At 69.9% G+C, this 22,207-nt stretch carries 15 protein-coding genes; 8 read left to right on the top strand and 7 right to left on the bottom strand.

The genetic code is table 11. The features are described 5' to 3' along the window. Positions 1–58: 58 nt before the first annotated feature. Both ABD256_RS14290 and ABD256_RS14285 read left to right on the top strand, forming a co-directional pair. Positions 59–862 carry a cyclase family protein gene (locus tag ABD256_RS14290; RefSeq protein ID WP_344417771.1) on the top strand — a complete coding sequence of 268 codons (804 nt, stop codon included), beginning with the start codon at positions 59–61 and terminating at the stop codon, positions 860–862. Further along, complete coding sequence (locus ABD256_RS14285; RefSeq protein ID WP_344417769.1) at positions 859–2,493, top strand: thiamine pyrophosphate-binding protein; 1,635 nt, start codon at positions 859–861, stop codon at positions 2,491–2,493. Before ABD256_RS14290 ends, ABD256_RS14285 begins: the two co-directional genes overlap by 4 nt. Positions 2,494–2,496: 3 nt before the next feature. On the opposite strand, the gene ABD256_RS14280 is transcribed toward ABD256_RS14285, so the two are convergent. After that, positions 2,497–4,113, bottom strand: coding sequence for an AMP-binding protein (locus tag ABD256_RS14280; protein ID WP_344417767.1), 1,617 nt, complete (start codon positions 4,111–4,113; stop codon positions 2,497–2,499). A gap of 100 nt (positions 4,114–4,213) precedes the next feature. Between ABD256_RS14280 and ABD256_RS14275 the strand changes: the two genes are divergently transcribed. The 3 genes from ABD256_RS14275 (at position 4,214) to ABD256_RS14265 (ending at position 7,022) form a co-directional block, all read left to right on the top strand. Next, positions 4,214–5,074, top strand: coding sequence for a PaaX family transcriptional regulator (locus tag ABD256_RS14275; protein ID WP_344417765.1), 861 nt, complete (start codon positions 4,214–4,216; stop codon positions 5,072–5,074). A gap of 621 nt (positions 5,075–5,695) precedes the next feature. After that, complete coding sequence (locus ABD256_RS14270) at positions 5,696–6,310, top strand: TetR/AcrR family transcriptional regulator (protein ID WP_344417763.1); 615 nt, start codon at positions 5,696–5,698, stop codon at positions 6,308–6,310. Between the two features lie 250 nt (positions 6,311–6,560). Beyond that, entirely contained in the window at positions 6,561–7,022 is a 462-nt protein-coding gene (locus ABD256_RS14265; RefSeq protein ID WP_344417761.1) for a nitroreductase/quinone reductase family protein, read from the top strand. Positions 7,023–7,539: 517 nt separating this feature from the next. On the opposite strand, the gene ABD256_RS14260 is transcribed toward ABD256_RS14265, so the two are convergent. From ABD256_RS14260 to ABD256_RS14235, 6 genes are all read right to left on the bottom strand, one after another. Further along, a complete protein-coding gene (locus tag ABD256_RS14260; protein WP_344417759.1) occupies positions 7,540–8,568 on the bottom strand; it encodes an SDR family oxidoreductase in 1,029 nt (342 codons plus the stop codon). A 3-nt stretch (positions 8,569–8,571) separates the two neighbouring features. Then, the gene (locus ABD256_RS14255; RefSeq protein WP_344417757.1) at positions 8,572–9,909 is read right to left on the bottom strand and encodes a polyketide synthase dehydratase domain-containing protein; all 1,338 of its coding nucleotides are present in this window, start codon (positions 9,907–9,909) and stop codon (positions 8,572–8,574) included. Continuing rightward, positions 9,906–14,630 (bottom strand): type I polyketide synthase, encoded by a 4,725-nt coding sequence (locus ABD256_RS14250; protein ID WP_344417755.1) that lies wholly within the window; start codon positions 14,628–14,630, stop codon positions 9,906–9,908. Before ABD256_RS14250 ends, ABD256_RS14255 begins: the two co-directional genes overlap by 4 nt. A gap of 26 nt (positions 14,631–14,656) precedes the next feature. Continuing rightward, the gene (locus ABD256_RS14245) at positions 14,657–16,159 is read right to left on the bottom strand and encodes a PfaD family polyunsaturated fatty acid/polyketide biosynthesis protein (RefSeq protein WP_344417753.1); all 1,503 of its coding nucleotides are present in this window, start codon (positions 16,157–16,159) and stop codon (positions 14,657–14,659) included. A gap of 47 nt (positions 16,160–16,206) precedes the next feature. Then, on the bottom strand, positions 16,207–16,839 hold the full coding sequence (locus tag ABD256_RS14240; RefSeq protein WP_344417751.1) for an EF-hand domain-containing protein: 633 nt from the start codon (positions 16,837–16,839) through the stop codon (positions 16,207–16,209). Between the two features lie 375 nt (positions 16,840–17,214). Further along, on the bottom strand, positions 17,215–18,339 hold the full coding sequence (locus ABD256_RS14235) for a carboxylate-amine ligase (protein ID WP_344417749.1): 1,125 nt from the start codon (positions 18,337–18,339) through the stop codon (positions 17,215–17,217). Between the two features lie 577 nt (positions 18,340–18,916). On the opposite strand from ABD256_RS14235, the gene ABD256_RS14230 reads away from it, so the two are divergent. The 3 genes from ABD256_RS14230 to ABD256_RS14220 all read left to right on the top strand — a co-directional run bounded on the left by ABD256_RS14230 (position 18,917) and on the right by ABD256_RS14220 (position 22,197). Beyond that, positions 18,917–20,530 carry an SMI1/KNR4 family protein gene (locus ABD256_RS14230; RefSeq protein ID WP_344418158.1) on the top strand — a complete coding sequence of 538 codons (1,614 nt, stop codon included), beginning with the start codon at positions 18,917–18,919 and terminating at the stop codon, positions 20,528–20,530. Positions 20,531–20,681: 151 nt separating this feature from the next. After that, positions 20,682–20,903 carry a hypothetical protein gene (locus tag ABD256_RS14225; protein WP_344417747.1) on the top strand — a complete coding sequence of 74 codons (222 nt, stop codon included), beginning with the start codon at positions 20,682–20,684 and terminating at the stop codon, positions 20,901–20,903. 577 nt (positions 20,904–21,480) lie between these two features. Then, positions 21,481–22,197 carry a class I SAM-dependent methyltransferase gene (locus ABD256_RS14220; protein ID WP_344417745.1) on the top strand — a complete coding sequence of 239 codons (717 nt, stop codon included), beginning with the start codon at positions 21,481–21,483 and terminating at the stop codon, positions 22,195–22,197. Positions 22,198–22,207: the final 10 nt, after the last annotated feature.

Here is a 22,207-nt window from a genome sequence, read left to right as displayed (position 1 = left end):
GCTGGCCTACCGTCCTGTCAACGACCGTCGTGGACCCGCGAGATGAGAGGACGCACCCATGAAGACCTCCGCCGAGACCGCGGCCGAGAAGTTCCTGACCCACCTGGCCGACGGCGGGCTGCGGGTCGTCGACCTCACCGCGAAGCTCAGCGCGGACACGCCTACGCTCCGGCTGCCCGCGCCGTACGCGAACCTCGTCGACTTCAGCCTCGAAGGCGTCAGCGAGTTCGACGACGCCGGTCCGCTGTGGCGGCACAACAACATCCACACCGGTGAGCACATCGGCACCCACCTCGACGCGCCGCGGCACTGGATCTCCAACCGCGACGGCGCCGACGTGTCCGAGGTGCCGGTCGCCAGGCTGATCGGGCCCGCGCACGTCCTCGACATTTCCGCGCGCGTGGCCGAGGACCCGGACTTCCTGCTGGAGATCGACGACATCCGCGCGTGGGAAGCCGGGCACGGGCCGTTGCGCGACGGCGGCTGGCTGCTGGTCCGGTCCGGCTGGGACCGCTACGGCGAGGACCGGGAGGCGTTCCTGAACACCACGGACGGGGTCAGCCACACTCCCGGCATCTCGGCCGCCGCGGCCCGCTGGCTCGCCGAAGAGACGCCGATCGCGGGCTACGGCGTGGAAACCGTCGGGATCGACGCGGGCAACGGGTTCGCGCTGGACCCGCCGATGCCCGCGCACCACCACCTCCTCGGCGCCGACAAGTACGGCATCACCTCGCTGCGGAACCTCGGTTCGCTGCCGCCGGTCGGCGCGCTCGTCGTGGTCTGCCCGCTGCCGATCGTCGGCGGGACCGGCAGCCCGGCGCGCGTGCTCGCGGTGGTGCCCGGCGGGGAGGGCGAGTCGTGAACGTGGCGCAGGCCGTCGGCGTCGCGTTGGCCCGCTTCGGCGTCCGGAAGGCGTTCGGCGTGGTCGGGAGCGGGAACTTCCACTTCACCAACGGACTCGTCCGCGGCGGCAGCGACTTCGTCGCGGCCCGCCACGAGGGCGGCGCGACCACGATGGCGGACGCCTACGCGCGGTGCAGTGGTGAGGTCGCCGTCGTCTCGGTGCACCAGGGTTGCGGGCTCGCCAACGCGACCACCGGGCTCGGCGAGGCCGCGAAGAGCAGGACGCCGCTGATCGTGGTCACCGGCGAGGTCACCGATCCGCTGTCCAACTTCCACCTCGACTCCGGCGCACTCGCGCACGCCGTCGGCGCGGTCAGCGTCGTGGTCCGCTCGGCGGAGAGCGCGCTCGCGGACGTGCGGCGCGCGTTCGCACTGGCGCGGCGGGACCGGCGGACCGTCCTTTTGCGACTCCCGCTCGACGTGCAGGAGGAGCCGTTCGACGAACACCTGCTCGATGGGCTGACCGCCATCGAGCCGCTGCCGCACCCGCGCGCCGCCGGCCAGGACGTCGAAGCGCTCGCCGCCGCGTTGCGGCGGGCGGAACGCCCGGTGTTCTTGTGCGGCCGTGGCGCGCGCTCGGCGCGGAAAGCGCTGGTGGAACTGGCGGATCTCAGCGGGGCACTGCTCGCCGAGGGCGCTGTCGCGAAAGGACTGTTCACCGGCGAACCGTGGGGGATCGGCGTGTCCGGCGGGTTTTCCTCGCCGCTGACGGCCGAACTCATCCGCGGCGCCGATCTCGTGGTCGGCTGGGGTTGCGCGCTCAACGACTGGACGACCGCGCACGGGCGGCTGCTCGGGCCGGAAACCGTGCTCGTGCAGGTCGATCTGGACGCTGCCGCGCTCGGCCGCAACCGGCCGGTGGCACTGGGCATCGTCGGCGACGTCGCGGGCACCGCCGAGGCCGTCGCCGAGCGGCTGGACGGTCATCGCGGCGGGGGATACCGCAGCGCCGGGCTGCGGACGCGGATCGCGAAGGAGATCCGCTGGCGCGACCACGCGCACGAGGACGCGGGCACCGCCGGCACGATCGACCCCCGCACGCTGTCGGCCGCCCTGGACGAGATCGTGCCGGGCAACCGCGTCGTCGGCGTGGACTCGGGGAACTTCATGGGGTATCCGACGATGTACCTCGACGTGCCGGACGAGAACGGGTTCTGCTTCACCCAGGCGTTCCAGTCGATCGGCCTCGGGCTGGCGACCGCGACCGGTGCGGCGCTGGCCCTGCCGGACCGCTTCCCGGTCGCGGCCTGCGGCGACGGCGGGTTCCTGATGGGCATCGCCGAACTCGAAACCGTGGTGCGGCTGAACCTGCCGATGCTGATCGTCGTCTACAACGACCACGCCTACGGCGCCGAGGTCTACTTCTTCGAGCCCGGTGGGGAACCGACCGGCACCGTGACGTTCCCGGACACGGACCTGGCCGCGATCGCGCGGGGTTACGGCTGCGACGCGGTCACCGTCCGCACGAGAACCGACCTGGACGAGGTGGCGACGCGAGTCGCCGCGGGCCTCGATCGGCCGCTGGTGGTCGATGCCAAGATCAGCGGCTTCGGCGCGTGGTGGCTCAAGGCGGCGATGGCGCACCACTGATCGTCAGCTCTCCGCCTTCGGCGCTAGTTCCCGGAGCCGGTAGCGCTGCAGCTTTCCGGTGGTGGTCTTGGGCAGTGCGCCGACGAAGACCACGCGGCGGGGGTACTTGTACGGCGCGATGCGCTCTTTGACGAAGTTCTGCAGTCGCGTGACGGTCTCCTGTGCGCCGCCTGCTCCTTCGCGCAGCACCACGAACGCGGTGACGAGCTGGCCGCGCGCCTCGTCCGGGAGGCCGGTGACACCGCACTCCAGCACATCGGGATGCGCGAGCAACGCCTCCTCGACCTCGGGGGCGGCGATGTTGTAGCCCGACGACACGATCATGTCGTCGTTTCGGGCCTGGTACCAGAAGTAGCCGTCGGCGTCCTGGACGAAGGTGTCGCCGGTGATGTTCCACCCGTTCCGCACGTAGGCGCGCTGCCGCGCGTCGGCCAGGTACCGGCAGCCGGTGGGCCCCTTGACCGCGAGCCGTCCCGCCGTCCCGGCTGGTTGCGGGTTTCCGCGCTCGTCGACCACCGCCGCGACGTATCCGGGTACCGCGCGACCGGTGGCGCCGGGCCGGATGTCGTCGTCGGCGGAGGCGACGAAGATGTGCAGCATCTCGGTGGCCCCGAGGCCGTTGATGAGCCGGATACCGGTCGCGTCGAAGACGGACTGCCACGTACTGGCGGGAAGGTGCTCGCCCGCGGAAACCGCGCGGCGCAACGTCGAGAGCCGGTCGGCCTTTCCGGACGCGAGCATGGCCCGGTACGCCGTCGGCGCGGTGAAGCAGACCGACACGGCGTGCTGGGCGATCAGCTCGGCGAGCCGATCGGGCGTCGCCTTCTCGATCAGCAACGTCGAGGCACCGGCCCGCAGCGGGAAGACGACCAGGCCGCCGAGACCGAACGTGAACGCCAGCGGCGCGGTGCCCGTGAAGACATCGGCGGCTTCGGGCTTGAGCACGTGCGCGGAGAACGTGTCGGTGATCGCCAGAACGTCGCGATGGAAGTGCGCTGTCGCTTTGGGACGGCCGGTCGTCCCGGAGGTGAAGGCGAGCAGGGCCACATCGTCAGCCGCGGTGTCGACCGGGGTGAACTCCGCGGGCTTGGTCCCGATCGCCGGGATCAGGTCGCCGCCGTCGCCGTACTCGACGACGCGGAGCCCCGGAATCCCCGACGACCTGAGCGCGCCGGTGAACCGGGCGTCGCACAGCGCGAAGTCGACCGCCGCGATCCCGGCGATGGTGGCCAGTTCGGACTCGCGGAGCATCGGCATCGTGGTGACCGCGACGGCACCCGCCTTCAGCACGCCGAACCAGCACGCGACCAGCCAGGGGTTGTTCGGGCCGCGGAGCAGGACGCGGTTGCCGGGCACGATCCCGTGGTCTTCGACCAGCACACGGGCGATCTGGTTCGAGACACGGCGCAGCTCGCCGTAGGTCCACGGATCGGAGCCGGGCGCGAGCAGGCAGGTCCGGCAGGCACCGACCCGGTCGGTGACCCTGTCGAGCAGCTCGACCGCGCAGTTGAGGCGACGGGGATACCGCAGATCGCCGAAAGGCAGCTCGGGCCATTCCTCCTCGGCTGGCAGGTTGTCCCGGCAGAAGGTGTCGACGTGTGCGGAGGCTGAAGGCGGCATGGCGTCCTTCCCGGCGACGGGGGCGTCCAGGGAGACTATGCATCGCCGATGACGGCAGTCAACGCCGCGGCATAGCCGGACCCGGCTAGACTCCCGTCGCGTGCTCGAAATCCGGCAAGGCGGGACCGCTGGCCAGGTGAAGCCGATCCAGCCGCGCGCCCTCATCGTCACCATCTACGGCCTGTACGCGCGCGAAGTGGGCGGGGCGCTCAGCGTCAGCGCCCTGATCAGGCTCATGGCCACGGCCGGGGTCGACGAGCCCGCGGTCCGCTCGTCGATCTCGCGGCTCAAGCGCCGCGGCGTCCTGGTCGCCCAGAAGGTCCGCGGAGCCGCCGGATACGCGCTCTCCGACCGGGGCCGGGCGATCCTCCTGGAAGGCGACCGGCGCATCTTCGAGCGGCACCGCGCCGGCACGGGTGACGGCTGGCTGGTCGCGGTGTTCAGCGTCCCCGAGGCAGAGCGCGAGAAGCGGCACCAGCTTCGGTCGCGGCTGTCCTGGCTGGGTTTCGGGACGGTCGCCGCCGGCGTGTGGATCGCGCCGGTCCACCTCGAACAGGAGGCGCGCGACGCGCTGGCCGGCGGCGGACTGGCCGACTACGTCGATCTGTTCCGCGCCGGGTACGTCGCGTTTCGCCCGGAGCCGGAGCGGGTGGCCCGGTGGTGGGACCTCGACGGGCTGGAGCGGATGTACGACGAGTTCGTCGCGGAGTACCGCCCGACTTCGGCGCGATGGCGCCGAAAACGACGCGACGACGACGAGGCGGCCTTCGCGGACTACGTGCAGGTCCTCACGCACTGGCGGCGACTGCCGTACCTGGACCCGGGGTTGCCGATCGAGCTGCTTCCCGGTAACTGGCGAGGATCTCAGGCGGCCGACCTCTTTTTCGCGCTGCACGAACGCCTTGGCCCTCCGGCGCACCGGCACGTCGAGACGCTGACCCGGCCGGGCGGAACGGCTTGAAGGTTCTAACGCCGGGCTTGGTCACGAACACCCGGCGTGGTGTTGGTGGTGAACACGGCGTCGAACTGCTCCTCGGTGCTCTCGCCCAGGGGGCCTGCGATCCCGATCCGGCGACGGTCGCGTAGAGCCCGTCGAGGTCTTCGAGCCGACCTACGTCGCAGCGAATCCCGGTGACCTCCGGGCCGAGTTCGGCCTCGACCTCGTCGAGCTGCGCCTGGCCACGCGCGACGCTTCACATTGAGCGACACCGACATGGGATCCGAAGGTGCTTTGTCTCGCGAAGTCGGCTTACGCGGATTGGCCGAGAGCGAGCATCGAGGAGACGCGAACCGGCCAGGATGCTCGGCACTGCTCTGGGTGGCGGCACCGGTTGAGACCACACTGGCCGGCCTGGCCATCGACCTTGATCGCCTCTTCTCCTGAAGCCTGCCCGCATTTCGAGGCGCGAGCATCGGGGTCCAGCGGCAGCGCTCCCGCCGTCCTCTGCGGACAGCGCCTCCAGGCCCGGGAAGTACCAGGGATCTTGTGGGCGGCGGCGTGATCACGCTTGTCAGTGCTGCACGTCGAGTCGGTCGCTTACGGTTAGACTGCCGGGATGGCTCTGTGGAACGTGGCTCCCCTGTGACCGAGTCTGGCGTGACGGGGTCTCGTGGCCGCTATCACCATGGCGATCTGCGGTCGGCCGTTCTGCGCCGAGCCGAGGAGAAGTTGCGCGAGACGGGCGTTGACGGGTTGTCGCTGCGGGAGATCGCGCGTGATGTGGGGGTCAGCAACGGTGCTCCCCGCCGGCACTTCAGCGGCAAGCAGGCGCTGCTGGACGCGTTGGCCGTGGAAGGCTTCCACCGGCTCGGGGCCGAGTTCCAGGCCGCTGATCTGCCGGACGGATCATTGCGCGACCGGCTGCACGCCCTGGCGCAGGCCTACATGCGGTTCGCCGTGGCGAACTCCTCGCTGCTGACGTTGATGTTCGCGCGCAAGCACAGCTCCGGCTCAGGGGCGGATTTCACCGGCGCCGTGGCGGGCGCCTTCGCGTTGCCGCTCGGCGTCATCGCCGACGCGCAGCAGCGCGGCGAGGTCGTCGCCGGTGCGCCGGAACGCATCGGCTTGTCGGCGGCCGCGGCGCTGCAGGGGCTGATCACGTTCGTCGGCACCGGTTTCGTGAGCCGCGAGAACGCCGAGGAGTTGCTGCGCGAGACGATCGACCTCCTCATCCAGGGCTTGAAACCCCGGGACTGACCACCAGCCGCGATCAGCACCCGAGCACCGCACCACCAAAGTAACCGTTGACTACATTGTATTCAGTGGTTACATTCTCAGTGGTCATGTCGCGGACGGGTCCCGAGCCCCCAGCCTGGGTGCACCCGCCGCGCCGCGCTGGCGGCGGGCGCATCCCGGGCCGCCGGATGCCGTCTCGCGGCATGGCCCGAGCCCTTCGCGCCGAAACCGCCCCAGGTGCGGCGCCAGTCCCGGAATCCAGGAGGCCGCGGTGAACCTGTATCACGCCCTGCTGCGCACCCATCAAGCGACATATGTCCACACCGATGGCCTGCTCGGCCACAAGTTGTTGCTGGGCCGTCCCACACTCCTGCTGCGGACCACAGGAAAACGGACCGGTATCGAACGCACCACCGCGCTGATCTACGCCCGCGACGGCGACCGCTACCTCGTCGTGGCCTCCAACGGTGGATCCCCCCTGGCGCCGTCGTGGCTGGTCAACCTGAAAGCCCATCCTGACTGCGAAATCCAAGTCGCCCGGCACCGCATCCCGGCAACCGCCCGTGTCATCCCGCCCGCCGACGACCACTACCCGCGCTACTGGGGCATCGTCAACGCCGTGAACAACGACCGCTACACCGCATACCAGAACGCAACCTCCCGCAGAATCCCCGTCGTCGAACTGACCCGCCTTTCCCGGAACACAGCCGGCAACGCCCCGGGAGGCTTTTAGCACTCCAGTCCTAGTTCGTGACGGTGATGGTGTCGCGGGTGGATTGCCGCTGGTAGTGGCACTGCCGGGAGCGGTATTGGCGGCCTCGTCGCCGTGGCGGGCATCGGAATCCGTGTGCGGCATCCTGTACTGGACGGTGGATGACGGCGATGGGGAGATGGTGGATTTCGTTGCAGGCCAACACTCCCAAAGATACCGCCGCTTTTCGCGGCGACACGCTACTGGAAGACCGGCGGCTACCGGGCACGAGGCCACACCGACAGTGCGCGAGTCCCGCTCGACGAGGTGGCCGCGGAAGGCGCGATCGCGTAGTCGCCATCGCTATGTCATCACGCCATCTGTGGCGCTCACTCGTCCCACGGGAAGATGAGGGCGTGTGAAGGGACCAGCAGACGGATCTCGGCCTGGCGCGGCTGCCGCACGATTCCGGGACGCGGGCACAGAACGGTTGTCGCCGCCCGCCACTCGCTGAAACCCACGCCTGCCGCCCGGGTTCGTGCCGGCCCTGTCTGCCCGGTTAGACCCAGTGCCAGGTTTCGTGCGGCAGTGCGAGCAGGTGGCGGCACAGCGCCTCGACCGCTTTCTCTTGTGCCGCCCGGTTGGGCGCGGGTGGCCCGCCGGGGATGGTGCCGAGGGAGGTGGGGAGTTCGGGGGCGTTGTTGTAGGTGGCCATCAGGCCGACGATGTGCTGGATGACGCTGGGTGCGGCATCGGGTTTGGTGTGGCTGAGTGCCATGTCGATGACCTGGTCGCAGACGGCCGGGTCGATGATGCGGGGCCGGAACACGGTGGGGTCGATGTCCCGGCGGCGTGGGTGGTCGCGAAGTTTGCCGGCGGCGAGGGGGAAGCCGATGTCGATGATGCGGCTCAACGGCGTCGCGGCGGGTCCTGCGGTGAGCCAGTAGTCGCCGTTCGCTTGATCGTTGGTCGCCAGAGCCGCGAGGGCGTGGGCGAGGGTGTCGGTGGGGAGAAGGTCGATATGCGTTGCGGTGCTGGCGGGCAGGAAGGGTAGTTGTCCGGACAGGGCGGCGCCGAGCAGGTAGTGGAACGCCTGGAGCCGGGCGATGCGGCCGTTGCTGGAGTCACCGACGACGGTGGAGATCCGGGCGATCGCGGCGGACAGACCGGACTCGCGGACCAGGGTTTCGCCGGAGGCTTTGGAGTGGGCGTAGGCGCTGAGCGTGATGCCGTCGGCCGCTCGGGTGACGTAGGCGGTGGAGCCGTGGACGATCCGGGCCCCGGCGTCCTCGGCGAAGCACAGGATGTGGCCGACACCGCGGACGTTGACGTCGTGGAGACGGTCGGCGGGCGCGTTGAAGTGGACGAGGCCGGCGCAGTGTACGACGACATCGACGGTACCGGCTAGCCGCCGGTATTCGCCGGGGTGCAGGCCCAGCCAGGGGCGGGTGATATCGCCGTGAACCGCTTGTCCGTCAACGGGTTTGCGATGGGCAAGGCTGATCACGTGGTGTCCGTCGAGCGCGCGTGCCAGTGCGGAGCCGACCAGTCCGGATGCGCCGGTGAGCAGGATCGTCCGTGCGGGCATTGGTCAGTTCCTGTCGTGAACGCGAGCGTGGTCGTGATCGTGTGTGACGGAGATGGGCCAGGCGCGCCCGTCGCAGCGGGCGTGGCGGAGATCGTTGTCGACGGTGATGCGGCTGGGGTGTGCGCGGATCAGGCGCGCCAGGTGTTCCTTCGCGGCGATCTGCGGCAGCGTGTCCCCCTGCCCCAGCGCGTAGATCGAGGTGGCCGCGCCGGGCATGCGATCGAACGGCTCGATCGCGTCGCGGTGCACGACCGTCGACGTCCCCTCTTGCGTGGAGAGCAGGAGGCTGGGCACGAACTCGCGGTCACGCAGGTAGGCACGGCGGGTCAACCCCGGCACGTCGGCGAAGGGCCCTGCCGGCAGGGTGATGAGGACGACGTGGAAGGCAACCAGCACGGTGTCGTCGCTACACAGTTGCAGGTCGAGGCTGAACAGTCGCGGATCGGTGCTGTCCGCGCCCGCGAACCGGGCTTCCGCGTCGATGGTCCCGGCGTGCGGCAGGTGGTCGTGGAATTCCAACGCGGTGATGCGGTGCGGGAACGCGAACGAGTCGGTGGTGCGCTCCGGCATCCATCGGCGAAGCGTGGCCGGGGTGATCACGTGCAGGGCGGAGTCCAGCAGGCCGGGGTGGAGGAGGCCGTGGGGAACGGTTCCGCGGAAGGCGTCGAGGGTTGCCGTGGCGCCCACGGAGCCGATCCGTGCGGAGGTCAGGTACTGGAAACTGGGCCCGTGGAACACTTCGGCGGTCGAGTACGGGTCGGGCAGGGGCTCGGCGTCGGTGAGTGGTGCGAATCGAGCTGGCCGCGGTGAGGGGGTTTCGCCGACGGTGCCGGTGGCGACGGTGGCGTATCGTGACATCCCCGGCGTGGCGGCCTCCCACCAGACCTCGATGCCGACGGCTGGTCCGTCACAGGTGAGCCGGATCGGCGTGGGCCCGGGCACGGGTAGCCAGCGGCGCATCTGGATGTCGCGCAGCACGCGCACCGGGTGCTGTCCCGCGGCACGGGCGAGCTGCTCGGCGACACAGGTGATGGGCAGCACCGGAATTGTCCACAGCGGACTGTGGTCGGCCAGCCACGGCTCCGCGGCGGGGTCGAGAATGGTCTCGGTGGCGGTCGGCACATTGTCTTCGACCGGTGGTGTGGCTCCGTGCTGGGAAAGCAGGGCCACGATCTCGCGTTGCAGCTCGAGGTAGCGCGTGTGCAGGGTCGTCACGTCGTGATGGCAGGCGGCCACCGGGTGGGCCTGGGTGCGCTCACCGGCTCCGGCTGGCCCCGGCAGCGGAATCCGCGGGGGCCGTGGCATGACCTCCGCATCCGGGCTTTCAACGTGGTTCGTCATCGCGTTTCCGCCTCGCCAAGGGAGTCGGCCGAGAGGATCACGCGGGGGTCGGTCGCGGTGGTGCCCAGCTCGGCGAGGAAGGACCGCACACCCTCCTCTATCGACATGGTGCGCACCCCGGCCATGGCCAGGGTCTCCTGGATCGCTGGAGTGACCATGCCGCCGTGCCATGGCCCCCAGATCATCGACCGCACGATCGCGTCCGGGCGCCGGGCCCGCTCGGCGGCCAGGACGTGGTTGAGGGTCTCGTTCGCCATGGCGTAGTCGCTCTGCCCCGGGTTTCCGACGGTGCCCGAGACCGAGGAGAACACGACGACGAGGCGGAGCGGATCGTCCCGGGTCTCGGCCAGCACTGCTCGCAGTCCGGCGGTTTTGGTGGAGAACACCTGGTGGAACTGCTCGTCGGTCTTGTGTTCGATGCGCCCGTCGGCGAGTACGCCCGCTCCGTGCACAAGGCCGGTGACCGGCCCCCAGTCACTGCGGACGCCCGCCAGCTCGTCGTGCAGCCGTTCCCGATCGCGGGCGTCGACGGCCAGGTACCGCACGCGTGATCCGGTGGCCTCGAGTGTGCTGATCGTGTCCTGCGGCGGGTCGGCGGAAGACCCGCAGAGCACGAAACCCGCCGGTTGGTGCTGGGCGAGCGCGATGACGGCGGCGGCGGTGATACCGCGTCCCCCTCCGGTGACGAGCAGGACCGGATCGTGGTCGAGCGGAAGGAATGCTGGTTCCGCTGGTTCGGCCTCGATGATGGCAGGTGTCCACCGGTTGCCGTCGCCGTCGAGGTAGACGTCGCGGTTGTGGTCGATGCGGAGCAGCTCGTCGGCGATCATGGTCGCGATCTCGGAGTTCGACCGGCCTTCGGTGCGGCAATCGATCGCCCGGGTCGTCGCTTTCGGCCATTCCCATCGCGCGGTGCGGGGTAGTGCGGCCAGACCACCCAGCCAGGACCGCAGGGGATCGCAGTGGCGGAGGCCGAAGCCGCCGGTGTCCTGAACGGTCACGAACAGCCCGCCCGCGGCGGTCATGCGCGGCGCGACGGTGCGGGCGGTGTGGAACGCGGCGGTGTGGATCTCCCATGCCTGCTCGGGTGTGCGGACCGGAGCCAGCCCGCCGAGGAACACCACGCCACCGGCATCCGGCGGCGCGGTGTCGTGAACGACGGCGGGGACGCCGCGGGCCGTGAGCTGGTGTGCCAGGTTCTCCGCGATGCCGGAGCTGTCGCGGAGAATGGCCAGTGTGCCCTCCGGTGGTGTCGCGGCTTTCCCGTCCGGTCGCGCCGGAACGAGCTCGAGGATCTGCCGTCGTGGCCGGGTGGAGACCACGGTCGTGACCGGTGGGCCGGTGCCGATCACCGCACGCAGCCGGATAGCGATCTCGCCGACGGTGCGCAGGGTGGCCAGCTCGCTCAGGGCCGTCCTGCCGATGGCCTCCAGGCCCGGCAACATCGGCCGTACGGTGGCGAACACCTGGGCGCGGGTGATCGAGTCCAGCCCGAGGTCGGCTTCGAGTTCCATGTCCGGGCTCAGTACTTCCAGCGGGTAGCCGGTCGTGTCCGACACCGCGGACAGCAGGGTCGCTTCCAGATCCGTGGTGACCAGCTCACCGGTCGGCGGGTCGGCGTGCGGGCCGGGACCGCCGGGCAGATCGGGCTCGACGGGCGGGGCCGTCGGTGTGTGGGCCGGATGCGGTGGTGCGGGCTCGGGAGCGCGAGCCCGCGCGGTCGCGGGGTCGGTCATGGCGCCGATCGCGTGGACGGACTGGGCCGCCATCGCGAGGTAGGCCGAGTGGGCCTGGGAGGTCTGTCGTTGCACTTCGAGCAGCGCCTCGACCGCGGTGCCGCCGCCTGGATCCGGCATCGGTGCGGGAGCGGGCGGCAGGACCGGGGCCGGTGGGCTGGACGCCGGCGGTGGGACGGCGGGTGGCGTTGGCCCCGCCGGCGCTGGATAGCGGCTGCCGTGGTTCGCGCCACCGATCATGATCGGCATCCGACCGTGCTCGCCTGCGTCCCGCGCACGGGGAAGATCGGCGCCCTGCCACAGGCCGCCGAACGACATCGGCACACCGAGCACCGCCAACTGGGCGAGCGCTTCGTGCAGCGCCGTCACCCCGTCTCGGTTTGGGTGATCGGTCGCGATCGCGTGGTGTTCGCGGCCGTCCAGGGTTTGCCGGACCAGTCCGGTGAGCACGCGGCCGGGACCGACCTCGACGAACGTCCGCACCCCGTCGGCATACATCGCCGAGATCATGTCGGCGAACCGCACCGGCGCGGCGACCTGGTCGGCGATCGAGTGCCGGATGTCGTCGGGTGCGAGTGGGTGCCGGGTGGCGTGGGTGTTGCTGTAGACGTCGAGCAGCGGAGACCGTACCGGTTGCGTGGCAAGGTATTCCGCGAGCGGTTCGGCCACGGGGGCGACCAGCGGGCAGTGGAACGCCGCGGAGGTGCCGAGCCTGCGGGCGCCCGCGGTGGGCGGTAAGAGCTTTTCGACTTCGCTCAGTGCGTCCGCGGTGCCGGAGAGCACGAGCTGGCGCGGCGTGTTGTGGTTGGCGATCCAGACCTGGCGCCCGGCGAGCTGGTCGGCGATCTCCTCCGGGACCGCCTCGACCGCGAGCATTCCACCGGGCCCGGCCGGGACATCGCGGAACAGCTCGCCGCGGCGGCGCGCGAGTCGCAGCAGGGTGCTCGCGTCGATCGCCCGCGCCGCGTGCAGGGCGGTCAGTTCGCCGAAGCTGTGCCCGGCGACGCCGTCCGGCCGTATCCCGGCGGAGTCGAGCACGGTCAGCAGTGCGACGGAGGCGGCCGCGATGGCGGGCTGCGCCCACTCGGTCGCCCTCAGCCGGTCCCGCTGGCGCGCGCGGTCTTCCTCGGTGAACACCGGGATCGGGAACACCCGCTCCGCCAGCCCGGGAAGGGCGGCGGCGGACTCGCTCCACACTTCGTGGGCGTGCGGGAAGTGCACGGCCAGGTCGGCACCCATGCCGACGTACTGCGACCCCTGGCCGGGGAAGAGGAATCCGATCCGCCCAGCCTGCCGCGGGCCGTTCGCGTAGTGCGCCCCGGCGGGGGTGTGGAAGCCGCCGGGCCGTGCGGTGATCTGCTGTGCCGCTTGGTCGAGTTTCGCGGCCAGGTCACCGGAATCCGCTGCGACCAGGCCAAGCCTGCACGTGCTCCTGGCGTCGAACTCGTGCTGGGCTCGCTGCGCCAGAAGGGGCAGCGAGCCGGTGCTGGCAGCCAGTTCCCGGCAGCGGGCGATGAGTGTGTCCGGTGAGTCGGCCGAGGCCAGAACGAGTTCGGTCGGACGTGACGTGCAGGCGGGTGCCATCCGTCCGCGGTGGCGCGGACGGTACTCCTCGAGCGTGACGTGGAAGTTCGTGCCGCCGAAGCCGAAGCTCGATACCGAGGCGCGCCGCGGGTGCCGATCGTCGCGCAGCCAGGGGCGCGTGGCGGTGTTGACGTAGAAGGGGCTGTCGTCGACGGCCAACTCGGGGTGGGGGCGGTCGACCTTGATCGTGGGCGGCAGCACGCGGTGCCGCAACGCCAGCACGGCCTTGAGCAGCCCAGCGGCGCCCGCGGCCGCTTTGGCGTGCCCGATCTGCGACTTCACCGATCCCAAGGCGCACCAGCGTGCCCGGGTCTGATCGGCGAACACCGTGCGCAGGGCGGCGATCTCCGCGGCGTCCCCCGTCTGCGTCGCGGTGCCGTGCGCCTCCACCAGCTCCACCGTTTCCGGGCCGTACCCGGCCGCGGCGTAGGCGCGGCGCAGCGCGCGTTCCTGCCCCGATCGCGCCGGTGCGTAGATGGAGGTGCCAGCCCCATCCGAGGACGACCCGATACCGGTGATCACCGCGTGGATCGCATCACCGCCGGCTTCGGCATCGGCCAGCCGCTTGAGCGCGAACAACGCGAGCCCCTCGCCCAGCATCATGCCGTCGGCCTGGTCGGAGAACGGACGGCAGTCCCCGGTGGGCGACAGCGCGGGCGTCTTGCTGAACGCGATGAAGGTCATCGGATTGTTCAGCGTGTCCACCCCGCCGGTGAGCACCAGATCCGCGCGGCCCAAGGCGAGTTCGTCGGCCGCGACCGACAGCGCCGCCAGCGAACTCGCGCACGCGGCGTCCACGGTGAAGTTCGCGCCGTGGAAGTCGAATCGGTTGGCCACCCGGCCGGCGATGACGTTGGTGAGCATCCCGGGGAAGGTCGCTTCCTGCCAGGGAGCGGCATGTCCGAGGATCTCCTCGCAGACGCGGGCGGCCTGCTCGTCGCCAATCCCGTTGTCCCGCAGCACTTTCTCCCACACCGGACGCCCCATGCGCCCGGCCATCTCACCGAGGAGCTGGGATGCGGCCGCGCCGAGGAACACACTGACCCGCTCACCCGCCACGCCCTCGAGCGAGGCCAGGACCCGGTCCGCGGCGAGCACGGCCAGCAGCTGGGCGGTATCGGTCGCGGCGAGCTTGTTCGGAGAGATCCCGAACCGCATCGGATCGAACTCGACCTCCGGCAGGAACGCGCCCCGCCTGCAGTAGGTCTTGTCCACCGCCCGCGGGTCGGGATCGTAGAAATCCTCCAGCGACCACCGTGTCGCGGGCACCTCGGTCAGCAGATCGCGCCCGGACACGACATTGCGCCAGAACGCGGCCACGTCGGTGGCACCAGGCATGATCGCGGTGAGCCCGACGATCGCGATCGGCACGGGACGGGGAAGTCCGGACTCGGATGGCATAGCGCTCCCTCGATGTTCGAGCTGGTTCACCGCAACCGGCGTGGCCGGAACACGAAAGCCTGCTGCGGCAGGCGCACGCCCAGCGTGCGCAACTGGTGGGCGCGGGTGAGCACCGCCGCACCTTGCAGGAGATTCAGCGCGATCTGCGCGACCGTGCGCTGGCGTCCATCGGACAGGAAGCTCCCGGCCACCCAGGCGTTGAACGCGCCCGCCGCCGGACCGCACCACAGCTGATAGTCGACGGTTCTGTCGCTCCCGCTGATCGCCCACCGGTTCGACAGCCCCAGGTACCAGCGAAAGATCAAGGCCATCCGGTGCTTCGGGTCTGATTCCGCGCGGTCGAGGGCCGCGGGATTGCGGTCGGACCAGTACGCCCGCGTCTGTTCCCACACCTGCTCCACCGGGGCACCCCACAACTCACGCTCGACCCGGGCGAGTTCGGCCGCGGGAATCGCCTCGACCGACGGATACGTGTCGTACAACGCGCGCAGCCGCCCCGCGCGCGCGGCGAACAGCGTGCCCCGCCGCAACACCTGTACCTGGGCGCCGAGTTCGAACATGGCCGCGCTGGGTGCCATGGCCGTGTCGGCGACCGTGGCTCTGGCGAGCATGTCCTTCGCCCGCGCCGAAATCCCGGCTTCCACCGACATCTGGTTGACCGTGCCGGTCAGCACGTAGTCCGCGCCGAGCGCGAACGCGGCCGCCACACCCGCCGGGTCACCCAGCCCGCCGGCCGCACCGACACGGACTCGCCCGCCCAGTGGGGCGGTGTCCCGCAACGCCAGCACCGTCGGCAACAGCGCTACCAGCGGTCGGCCGTCGGTGTGCCCACCGCTGTCGGCCTCCACCGTGACGTCCTCGGCCAGCGGCACGTGCCGCGCCAGCCGCGCCTCGTCCTCGGTGAGCTGACCGCGCTCGACGAGATACCGCAACACCCCGGCCGGGGCGGGGGAGAAGAACATCTTCGCCAATTCCGGGCGGGAGACTTTCGCGAACACTGAAACCGGACGAGTCACCTCTCCCGAGCGGTCCTGCCGCAACCCTTTCGCCGCACACCGCGCGAGCGCGGGGGTGACATCCAGGAACGCCGACGCCGAGATCCGTGGAACCCGCTTGCGCAGCAGCACATCGGCGACCTGGTCTTCCCCCGCCGGATCCTCCGGCATGTGCAGCAGGTTCACACCCCAGTTCCGGCGCCCGGACAACCGATCCGCCAATGTGTCCACACCTCGGCCGAGGTCGTCCATGCCGAGTCCCGCCGCGCCGTAGAACGCCAGCATCTCCGCCCGCGCCATCGCCACGACAAGGTCCGGTGTAGCGATACCCTGCGCCATTTCCCCGGCGACGTAAGGAAACCGGACGTCGTGCGCGGCGAGGAACCCGCGATCACCCAGCCATTCCGGATACGACGGCGGCACGGTTCCCACCGTCCGCGCGCCCTCGGCGCCACGATCGTCGGCGAGCCCCAGCAAGCCGTCATCACGGGCGACCACGTGAACCCGCCGGCTGACGGCGTGTGCGAGCTTCACCAGAGGACCGCCCTCGAACGCCGGCGCCGGTGCTGTGGTGGGCAAGATCAGAATCGACCGAAGATCCAGTTGCCCGGTGCGACCGGATTCACGCTGGTCATGAACTCCGTCACCGCCGTCAGGTACTGCGGATAGTCGAGGTAGCCGCGGTTGAGCACGTCGATCTTCGACCACGCCGTCTCGGCCTCGGCTTTCGTCACCGACCAGACCATCGGGGTCAGCCGGACGGACTCCTCCTTGTCGATCTTGCCGTCACCGTCCTGATCGGACATCGCGAACAAGATGTTGCTCAGCTGGCCGATGAACGTGATGAGCCGGTCGGGCCGTCGCTCCCCGTAGTCGATCAAGATCCGCACGACGTCATCGCGGCTCAGCCGCTCACGACCGTCCACCAAGCTCCGGTCGTACTCCGCCCAGATCTCGCGCAGCGTCGACGACAGCTCGCGCGCCCTCGCCGAATCCTCGCCATGCCCTGTCGCCTCGGCCATCTTCCGCCCGAGCGCGGTGAGATCGTCCTCGGTGATGGAACCATTGCGGTCGGCATCCAGAACCTCGAAGAACCGTGCGTGCTTTCTCTTCAGAAGACCGCCAGTGGTGGTGTCCACGGCGTCCTTCGCGTCCTTCGCCACATCTCCCGCGGCGGAAACTCCTTTACCGAGCGCGCCCAACCCGTCGACCATCGAGCCCTCCCTTGAACCAGACGATGACACCGCATGCCAGTGTTGATCACGTCAGCGATCGGCACAAAACAAGCCACTACGTCGACTGACACTCGAACGAGGCTCACCCCGTCGTCCGCGGCTTTCGCTTCGGAACTCGCCTTGGGCGCGCCGTGTTCGCGGAAAGCCGGAGGTCATTCCGGAGTGGTGGTTCGCGAGCCAGCCGATCAGGCGGCGTGGGCCTTGATCTCCGGCGACACCGCGGACTGCCTGGGAATTCCGGCCAGCGGCCCACCCACTTCGCCCAAAGGCTTCGGCGTCGTCGAGGTCCCCCGTGATCTGTGGTGAAGGCTCACGCACCAGGTCGCAACCGCCAGGGTGTCCATAGTGGACTGTCTATGCCGAGGTCCTCTCCGTTGGGGCGGTCGCGGTGAGTGTGAGGTGGTCGACGACGTCGGTGAGTTGGCCACGCCTGCGGAAGACGGTTCGCTGGCGGTCTGCGCCGGTGCCGTGCCTGCCGAGCCGGCGCCATTCCCGTTCGACGAGGTCGGTGTCACCGTGGTGGCGTATCGCGGCTTTGACGTGGGTCAGCAGCGCATCGGCCCGGGCGGTGGCAGGCACCAGGTGTCCGGTGCCGGGGTCGACGGCGTGCCCGGTGAGGCCGTCGCGGGCGGCCCGCCAGTAGGCCGCGCGCAACAGTTCCGGGGTCGGGTCGGGGATGTGCCGGTGCTCGTCGATGGCCGTCAGTGCGGTGGCGACCAGCGCACGGACCAGGGCGGCGTACAGCAGGGTTTCGCCCGCGGTGGTGGCGGCGTCGGTCGCTCGGATTTCCACGGTGGGGGCGCGGGTGGAGGGGCGCACGTCCCAGTACACCCCGGCCGGGTCCATGATCGCGCCGGCCTCGGACAGTCGTCCGACCAGGTCGTCGAAGTGGCCGGGCGAGTGGAACACCGGTGGTGGCCCCGCCGCTGGCCAGCGCATCCAGGCCAGCGTGCGCCAGCTCGCGTAGCCGGTGTCGCGGCCGGCCCAGTACGGCGAGTTGGCCGAGATCGCCACCAAGGTGGGTAACCACGGCCGGAGATGGTTGCTGACCTGCAACGCCACCGCCCGGTCGGCCAGCCCGATGTGGACGTGGCAGGAGCAGGCGGACTGTTCGTCGTCCAGCGCTCGGAAGGTCTCGACGCTGCTGGCATAGCGCTGGCCGGTACTGATCGGCGGCGGAACCAGTTCGCCGAGCACCGCGGTCCCGGACGAGATCGCCCGAACCTCCCGCGTGGCCGCGGCGCCCGCGACCGTCGAGCGCATGTGCCGTATTTGGTCACCGAGGTCCGCCAGCTCGGTACGCGGGTCGGTCCTGGCCTCGACCTGGAACTGGGTGATCTCGGTGCCGACCCGGTGGCCGAGCTCGGTCGCCGCGTCGGCGATGACGGTGTCCGCGACCGGGCGCACCAGCCGGCTGTCCGGATCGGCCAGGAGGTACTCCTCCTCCACACCCACGGTCAGCCGAGCGCCAGACACCATGCTGCTGATAGTGCCCGACCTCGAACGCCACGGCCACGGAAGGCACGGCATTCGAAACGAACCCCAAGGTCAGCGCGACCCGAAATGTCGTGAGGTGCCTGGTGGCCGCCGGTCGGGATCTTCAACGGGTACGTGGAGATCGAGAAGTGGGGCTCGGAGTTGCACGACGACCATGCCGAGTCGACGATCTTTGCGGCGTTCTCCACCGAAGCATTCTCAATGGATTCAGCTTCTAGATTGGGAACACCTTGCCCTTCGTCGGCGGCCGACGTCCGGGAAGGCTTTTCGATCGAGGGTGAAGTCTGCCGTCCGACCTGCGGTCGAGGACGATTCGTAGTTGAGCGGCGGCGATTTGCTCGGGCGTGGGGCGCCGTGGCTCATTCATCTCCGCACTCCTATCCTCTTCGTGAAAATCAGTCGCTTTAGGTCGTTCTATTTCTCTGAACGATGGCTTCATGCGCCAGGATCTCGAATCCGGCGCTCGGCCGCTGAGCCGAACGCCGCCGATCGGAGCGTCACCACGCTGTAGGACCTACCCGGCCGCTCGTCATCGCGGCGCTATGCTGACCGCGTGGACATGGGGGAGATGGGGAAGAACCTGGCGGGGCGGCTGTGGGATTGGGCGGGGGAGGGCTGGACGGAAGCGGTCCTGCACGTATCCGCCACCGATCGATGGCGTTCGTTCGACGCGTGGACCGATGCGCCCGATCCGGAGCACCCGAGTTCATTGATGGACCGGTTGCACGGCATCATCCCGAGGGATGCCCCGTTGGCGGTGTACGAGGTTGTGCTCCGCGCCGACGGGACCTACCGGTTCGCGAGCAGCTCCGAGGTCTCCACCTTGTCGCCGGCTCGGCTCGTGATCGACCCTGCTGTCCGCTGTCCGAACCATCCCGTGCCGGGCATGCCCCGGCCGGCGGCGGCCGAGCCGACCGGGCAGCCTACGGATCCGGGGGTTCTGCGCGAGGTCGGCGCGCTGGTCACCGAGTTCGCCGATCGGTACACCGCGATCACCGGGCACGCCCCGGAGTGGGAACCAGGCCGCACCGAAGAGGAAATCGCCGCCGCCGAGGCCCGTATCCGGGCCCGGCTTCCCGAAGACCTGCGGGCGCTGTACCGCTTGGTTGGGCGGGACACGCCGGAGAGTGGCCTGCTGGGGTACTACGCGCACGACTCGCTCGAGGAACTGGTCGAGAGGTACTGCGATGGACCACCGGGGTCCTACGGCGGGGTTGCGGAGGAGCGTCCTCTCGATGACGCGGATGTGGTGTTCGATGCCGCACCGCCAGGGCGGATCAAACGCCTGTTGCGCAACGACTGGTGGGTGACCTTCGGCGGCAACCACAGCGGGGAAATGATCGCGGTCGACCTCGACCCGGCCGAGCATGGCCGACACGGCCAAGTGCTCGAGGTCGGCGACATCCTCGGCGTCCCGCGCTACCTCGCGGGATCGGTCACCGCGATGCTCACCGAGATCGTCACCGAACTGCGCGCGAACCGGGTCACCCACCAGGAAGGCGACCCCCGGCTCGACGTCGCGGCCGCCTTCCATCAGTACCCGTACCGGGAACACCGGCACATCCTCCACGGCGTCGCGGACCTGAACCTGGCCGCCATAGTGACCGACCTCGAGCAACCGGACCTGGTCCAGGCGTTCTATCTCAACGACGGGAACCACATCGACCTGGCGGTGCTCGAATCGCTCACCTCGCTGCGCGAGATCGGCGTGCACCGCACGGACACCGTCACGCCGACGGTATCGAACCTGCCCGAGCTGGAATCCCTGACCATGGACGCCGCGACCGTCGACCTCGCCCCGCTCACCGGACACCCCACGCTGTGGGACCTCAAGCTCGCCAACCTCACTCACCCGGTCGAGCTCGACGTCCTGGCCACCCTGCCGCGCCTCACCCGCTTGTGCATCGCGGGCCTCGACGTCCCGGATATCGAGGACCTCGGTCGCTTGAGCGCCCTGCGGGTGGTGACTGTCGACGCCACACAACTCGACCGGCTCCTCTCATCCGGCTGCCCGCTGCCCAAGCTCGCCGCAGTGAGGATCAACGGCCGGGTGCTCCTGCGCGAGGCCGTCGAGTTCCGACGCAACCTGACCGGCACTCGGGTACAGCTGGGGGAAACAGCAGGAACTCTGCCCGCCCCGGCCCCCGACAACGAACGTCAAGACGGCAGGTGAAACGCCGTACGATCGGCTCCGTCGCGTCGATGCTGCCAACGGTGTAGCGGCGGGAGTCGCGCGCGACACGGCGTCGACCGTCCCGGTACTTGCCATTCGGCGAAGGGCCGGACAAGACGCTGGTGAGGCGGCGGTGCGGGAGATCCACAGCGTGAGCGTGGCGAGGTGCTCGTGGTTGATCTCGCTGCCGGACGTGCTCAGCGTCGCCGGCAGTTCCACCGCGGGCCTGTCCCGCGGCCACCCGAGCGGCGAGCGCGGACGCTCGGCGGCCACCAGGACCTCGGCCAGGGGCCGCAACGCGGGCGGGACCGTGCCGTCAGGGGCCCGTACCTGCTCGGTCGCCACGCACCGCCCGCACCGGCGGCGGAGGTAGAGATCGCCCGAGCGATCGCAGGTGCCGCGGGCGAAGAGCAAATCGGCGCGCCCGGAGCAGGGCCCGCAAGTGCCGGCGCCGCGGGTGAAGCTGTGGTGGCTCCACCGCGTCGAGACCACCGAGGGCTTTCAGCGCCGATGCTGCCAAGCCGTCGACCGGCGTCGCGCCCAGCAACGGTCCACCTCGTGTGGCAGCGGAGCGTGCGGATGGCCGCCGCGCGCATCGAGGAGCAGTATGCGGAACCGCTCCTGCGGTTCCGCCGGCAGGAGCTCGCGCGGACCGGTGCAATCGGCGCGCAGACAGTCTACAGTGGACTGCGCGGCCGAGTGCCGGACGGGCATTCGGCTGAACGGCTTGATCCGGGTCGTGGGGGGCGGGTGTCCGTTCGGGCAACGAAAAGGCGCTCTTCGGGTAATCGCCTGGTGGGAAAGGAATCTTTCGGACAAGTGCGTTGACGTTCCACCGGCGGCGCTGGAAGGTGGAAGTCCGGGTTCCGTTCCGGCGGATGCTCCGCTCGGGGTTCGAACTGCTGGTCCGTAGCGGACTATTCCTGCGTTGACGATTCGGGGTGGCGATAGTGGGGGACGACCTTCTTGAGCAGGCATTGCGGAGCGCGAATCGGCAGTGCGCGCTCTCCGTCGAAATCGAACACAGCACCTTGCCGGTCATGCCGCAGCCGCTGGAATGGTGGCGGCGAGAGCCGGGAGCGAGTGAACCGGTCGATATCGACGCCCTCGACTGGGTGCGGGACGGGTCGGTCATCGACGCGGGGTGCGGGACCGGCCGTCACCTGGAAGTTCTCGCGCGGCGCGGTGTTCACGGGTACGGGGTCGAGATGACCCCGGCCGCGGTGTCGCTGGCGAAAGCGGCAGGCGTTCGGTGCGTTGAAGCGGATGTGTTCTCCCATGTTCCCCCGCACACCGTGGACACGGTGCTCGCCATCGGCGGCAATGGCGGAATGGCGGGCACCGTCGAGGAGCTTCCCGCTTTTCTGCTTCGCCTGTCCTCCTGGTTGAACGAAAAGGGCCGCATCGTCCTCACCAGTACCGACTGGCGCAGACTACCCGCCGGGAAACTCAACGGCGGTGACCGGCCGCCCGGTGCCTATCCGGGAAACCGGCGTATGCGGTTCCTGCTGGACGATCGGGCCGGGCCGTGGTTTCCCTGGTTGTTCGTCGACGCCGAGACCCTTGAGCGCACCTGTTCGGCCGTCGGATTGCGGGTCGTCGACCGAAAGGAATGGCAGGGCGGCGTGGTCCACGGGGCGCTGCTGGAACGTTCTCCTTCCGCCTGACGGCCCGCCG

Origin of the sequence: Amycolatopsis minnesotensis (genome assembly GCF_039529815.1) — a bacterium.
Taxonomy (GTDB): Bacteria; Actinomycetota; Actinomycetes; order Mycobacteriales; family Pseudonocardiaceae; genus Amycolatopsis; species Amycolatopsis minnesotensis.
Note: the sequence above shows the minus strand (reverse complement) of the source record. Positions and strands in the feature narration are given on the sequence as shown.

What these genes read in the sequence shown, in the direction of transcription:
- ABD256_RS14250 (WP_344417755.1), bottom strand. Translation starts at nt 14,630, where the DNA reads ATGCCATCCGAGTCCGGACTTCCCCGTCCCGTGCCGATCGCGATCGTC.
- ABD256_RS14290 (WP_344417771.1), top strand. Translation starts at nt 59, where the DNA reads ATGAAGACCTCCGCCGAGACCGCGGCCGAGAAGTTCCTGACCCACCTG.
- ABD256_RS14235 (WP_344417749.1), bottom strand. Translation starts at nt 18,339, where the DNA reads ATGGTGTCTGGCGCTCGGCTGACCGTGGGTGTGGAGGAGGAGTACCTC.
- ABD256_RS14240 (WP_344417751.1), bottom strand. Translation starts at nt 16,839, where the DNA reads ATGGTCGACGGGTTGGGCGCGCTCGGTAAAGGAGTTTCCGCCGCGGGA.
- ABD256_RS14280 (WP_344417767.1), bottom strand. Translation starts at nt 4,113, where the DNA reads ATGCCGCCTTCAGCCTCCGCACACGTCGACACCTTCTGCCGGGACAAC.
- ABD256_RS14230 (WP_344418158.1), top strand. Translation starts at nt 18,917, where the DNA reads ATGGGGGAGATGGGGAAGAACCTGGCGGGGCGGCTGTGGGATTGGGCG.
- ABD256_RS14255 (WP_344417757.1), bottom strand. Translation starts at nt 9,909, where the DNA reads ATGACGAACCACGTTGAAAGCCCGGATGCGGAGGTCATGCCACGGCCC.
- ABD256_RS14260 (WP_344417759.1), bottom strand. Translation starts at nt 8,568, where the DNA reads ATGCCCGCACGGACGATCCTGCTCACCGGCGCATCCGGACTGGTCGGC.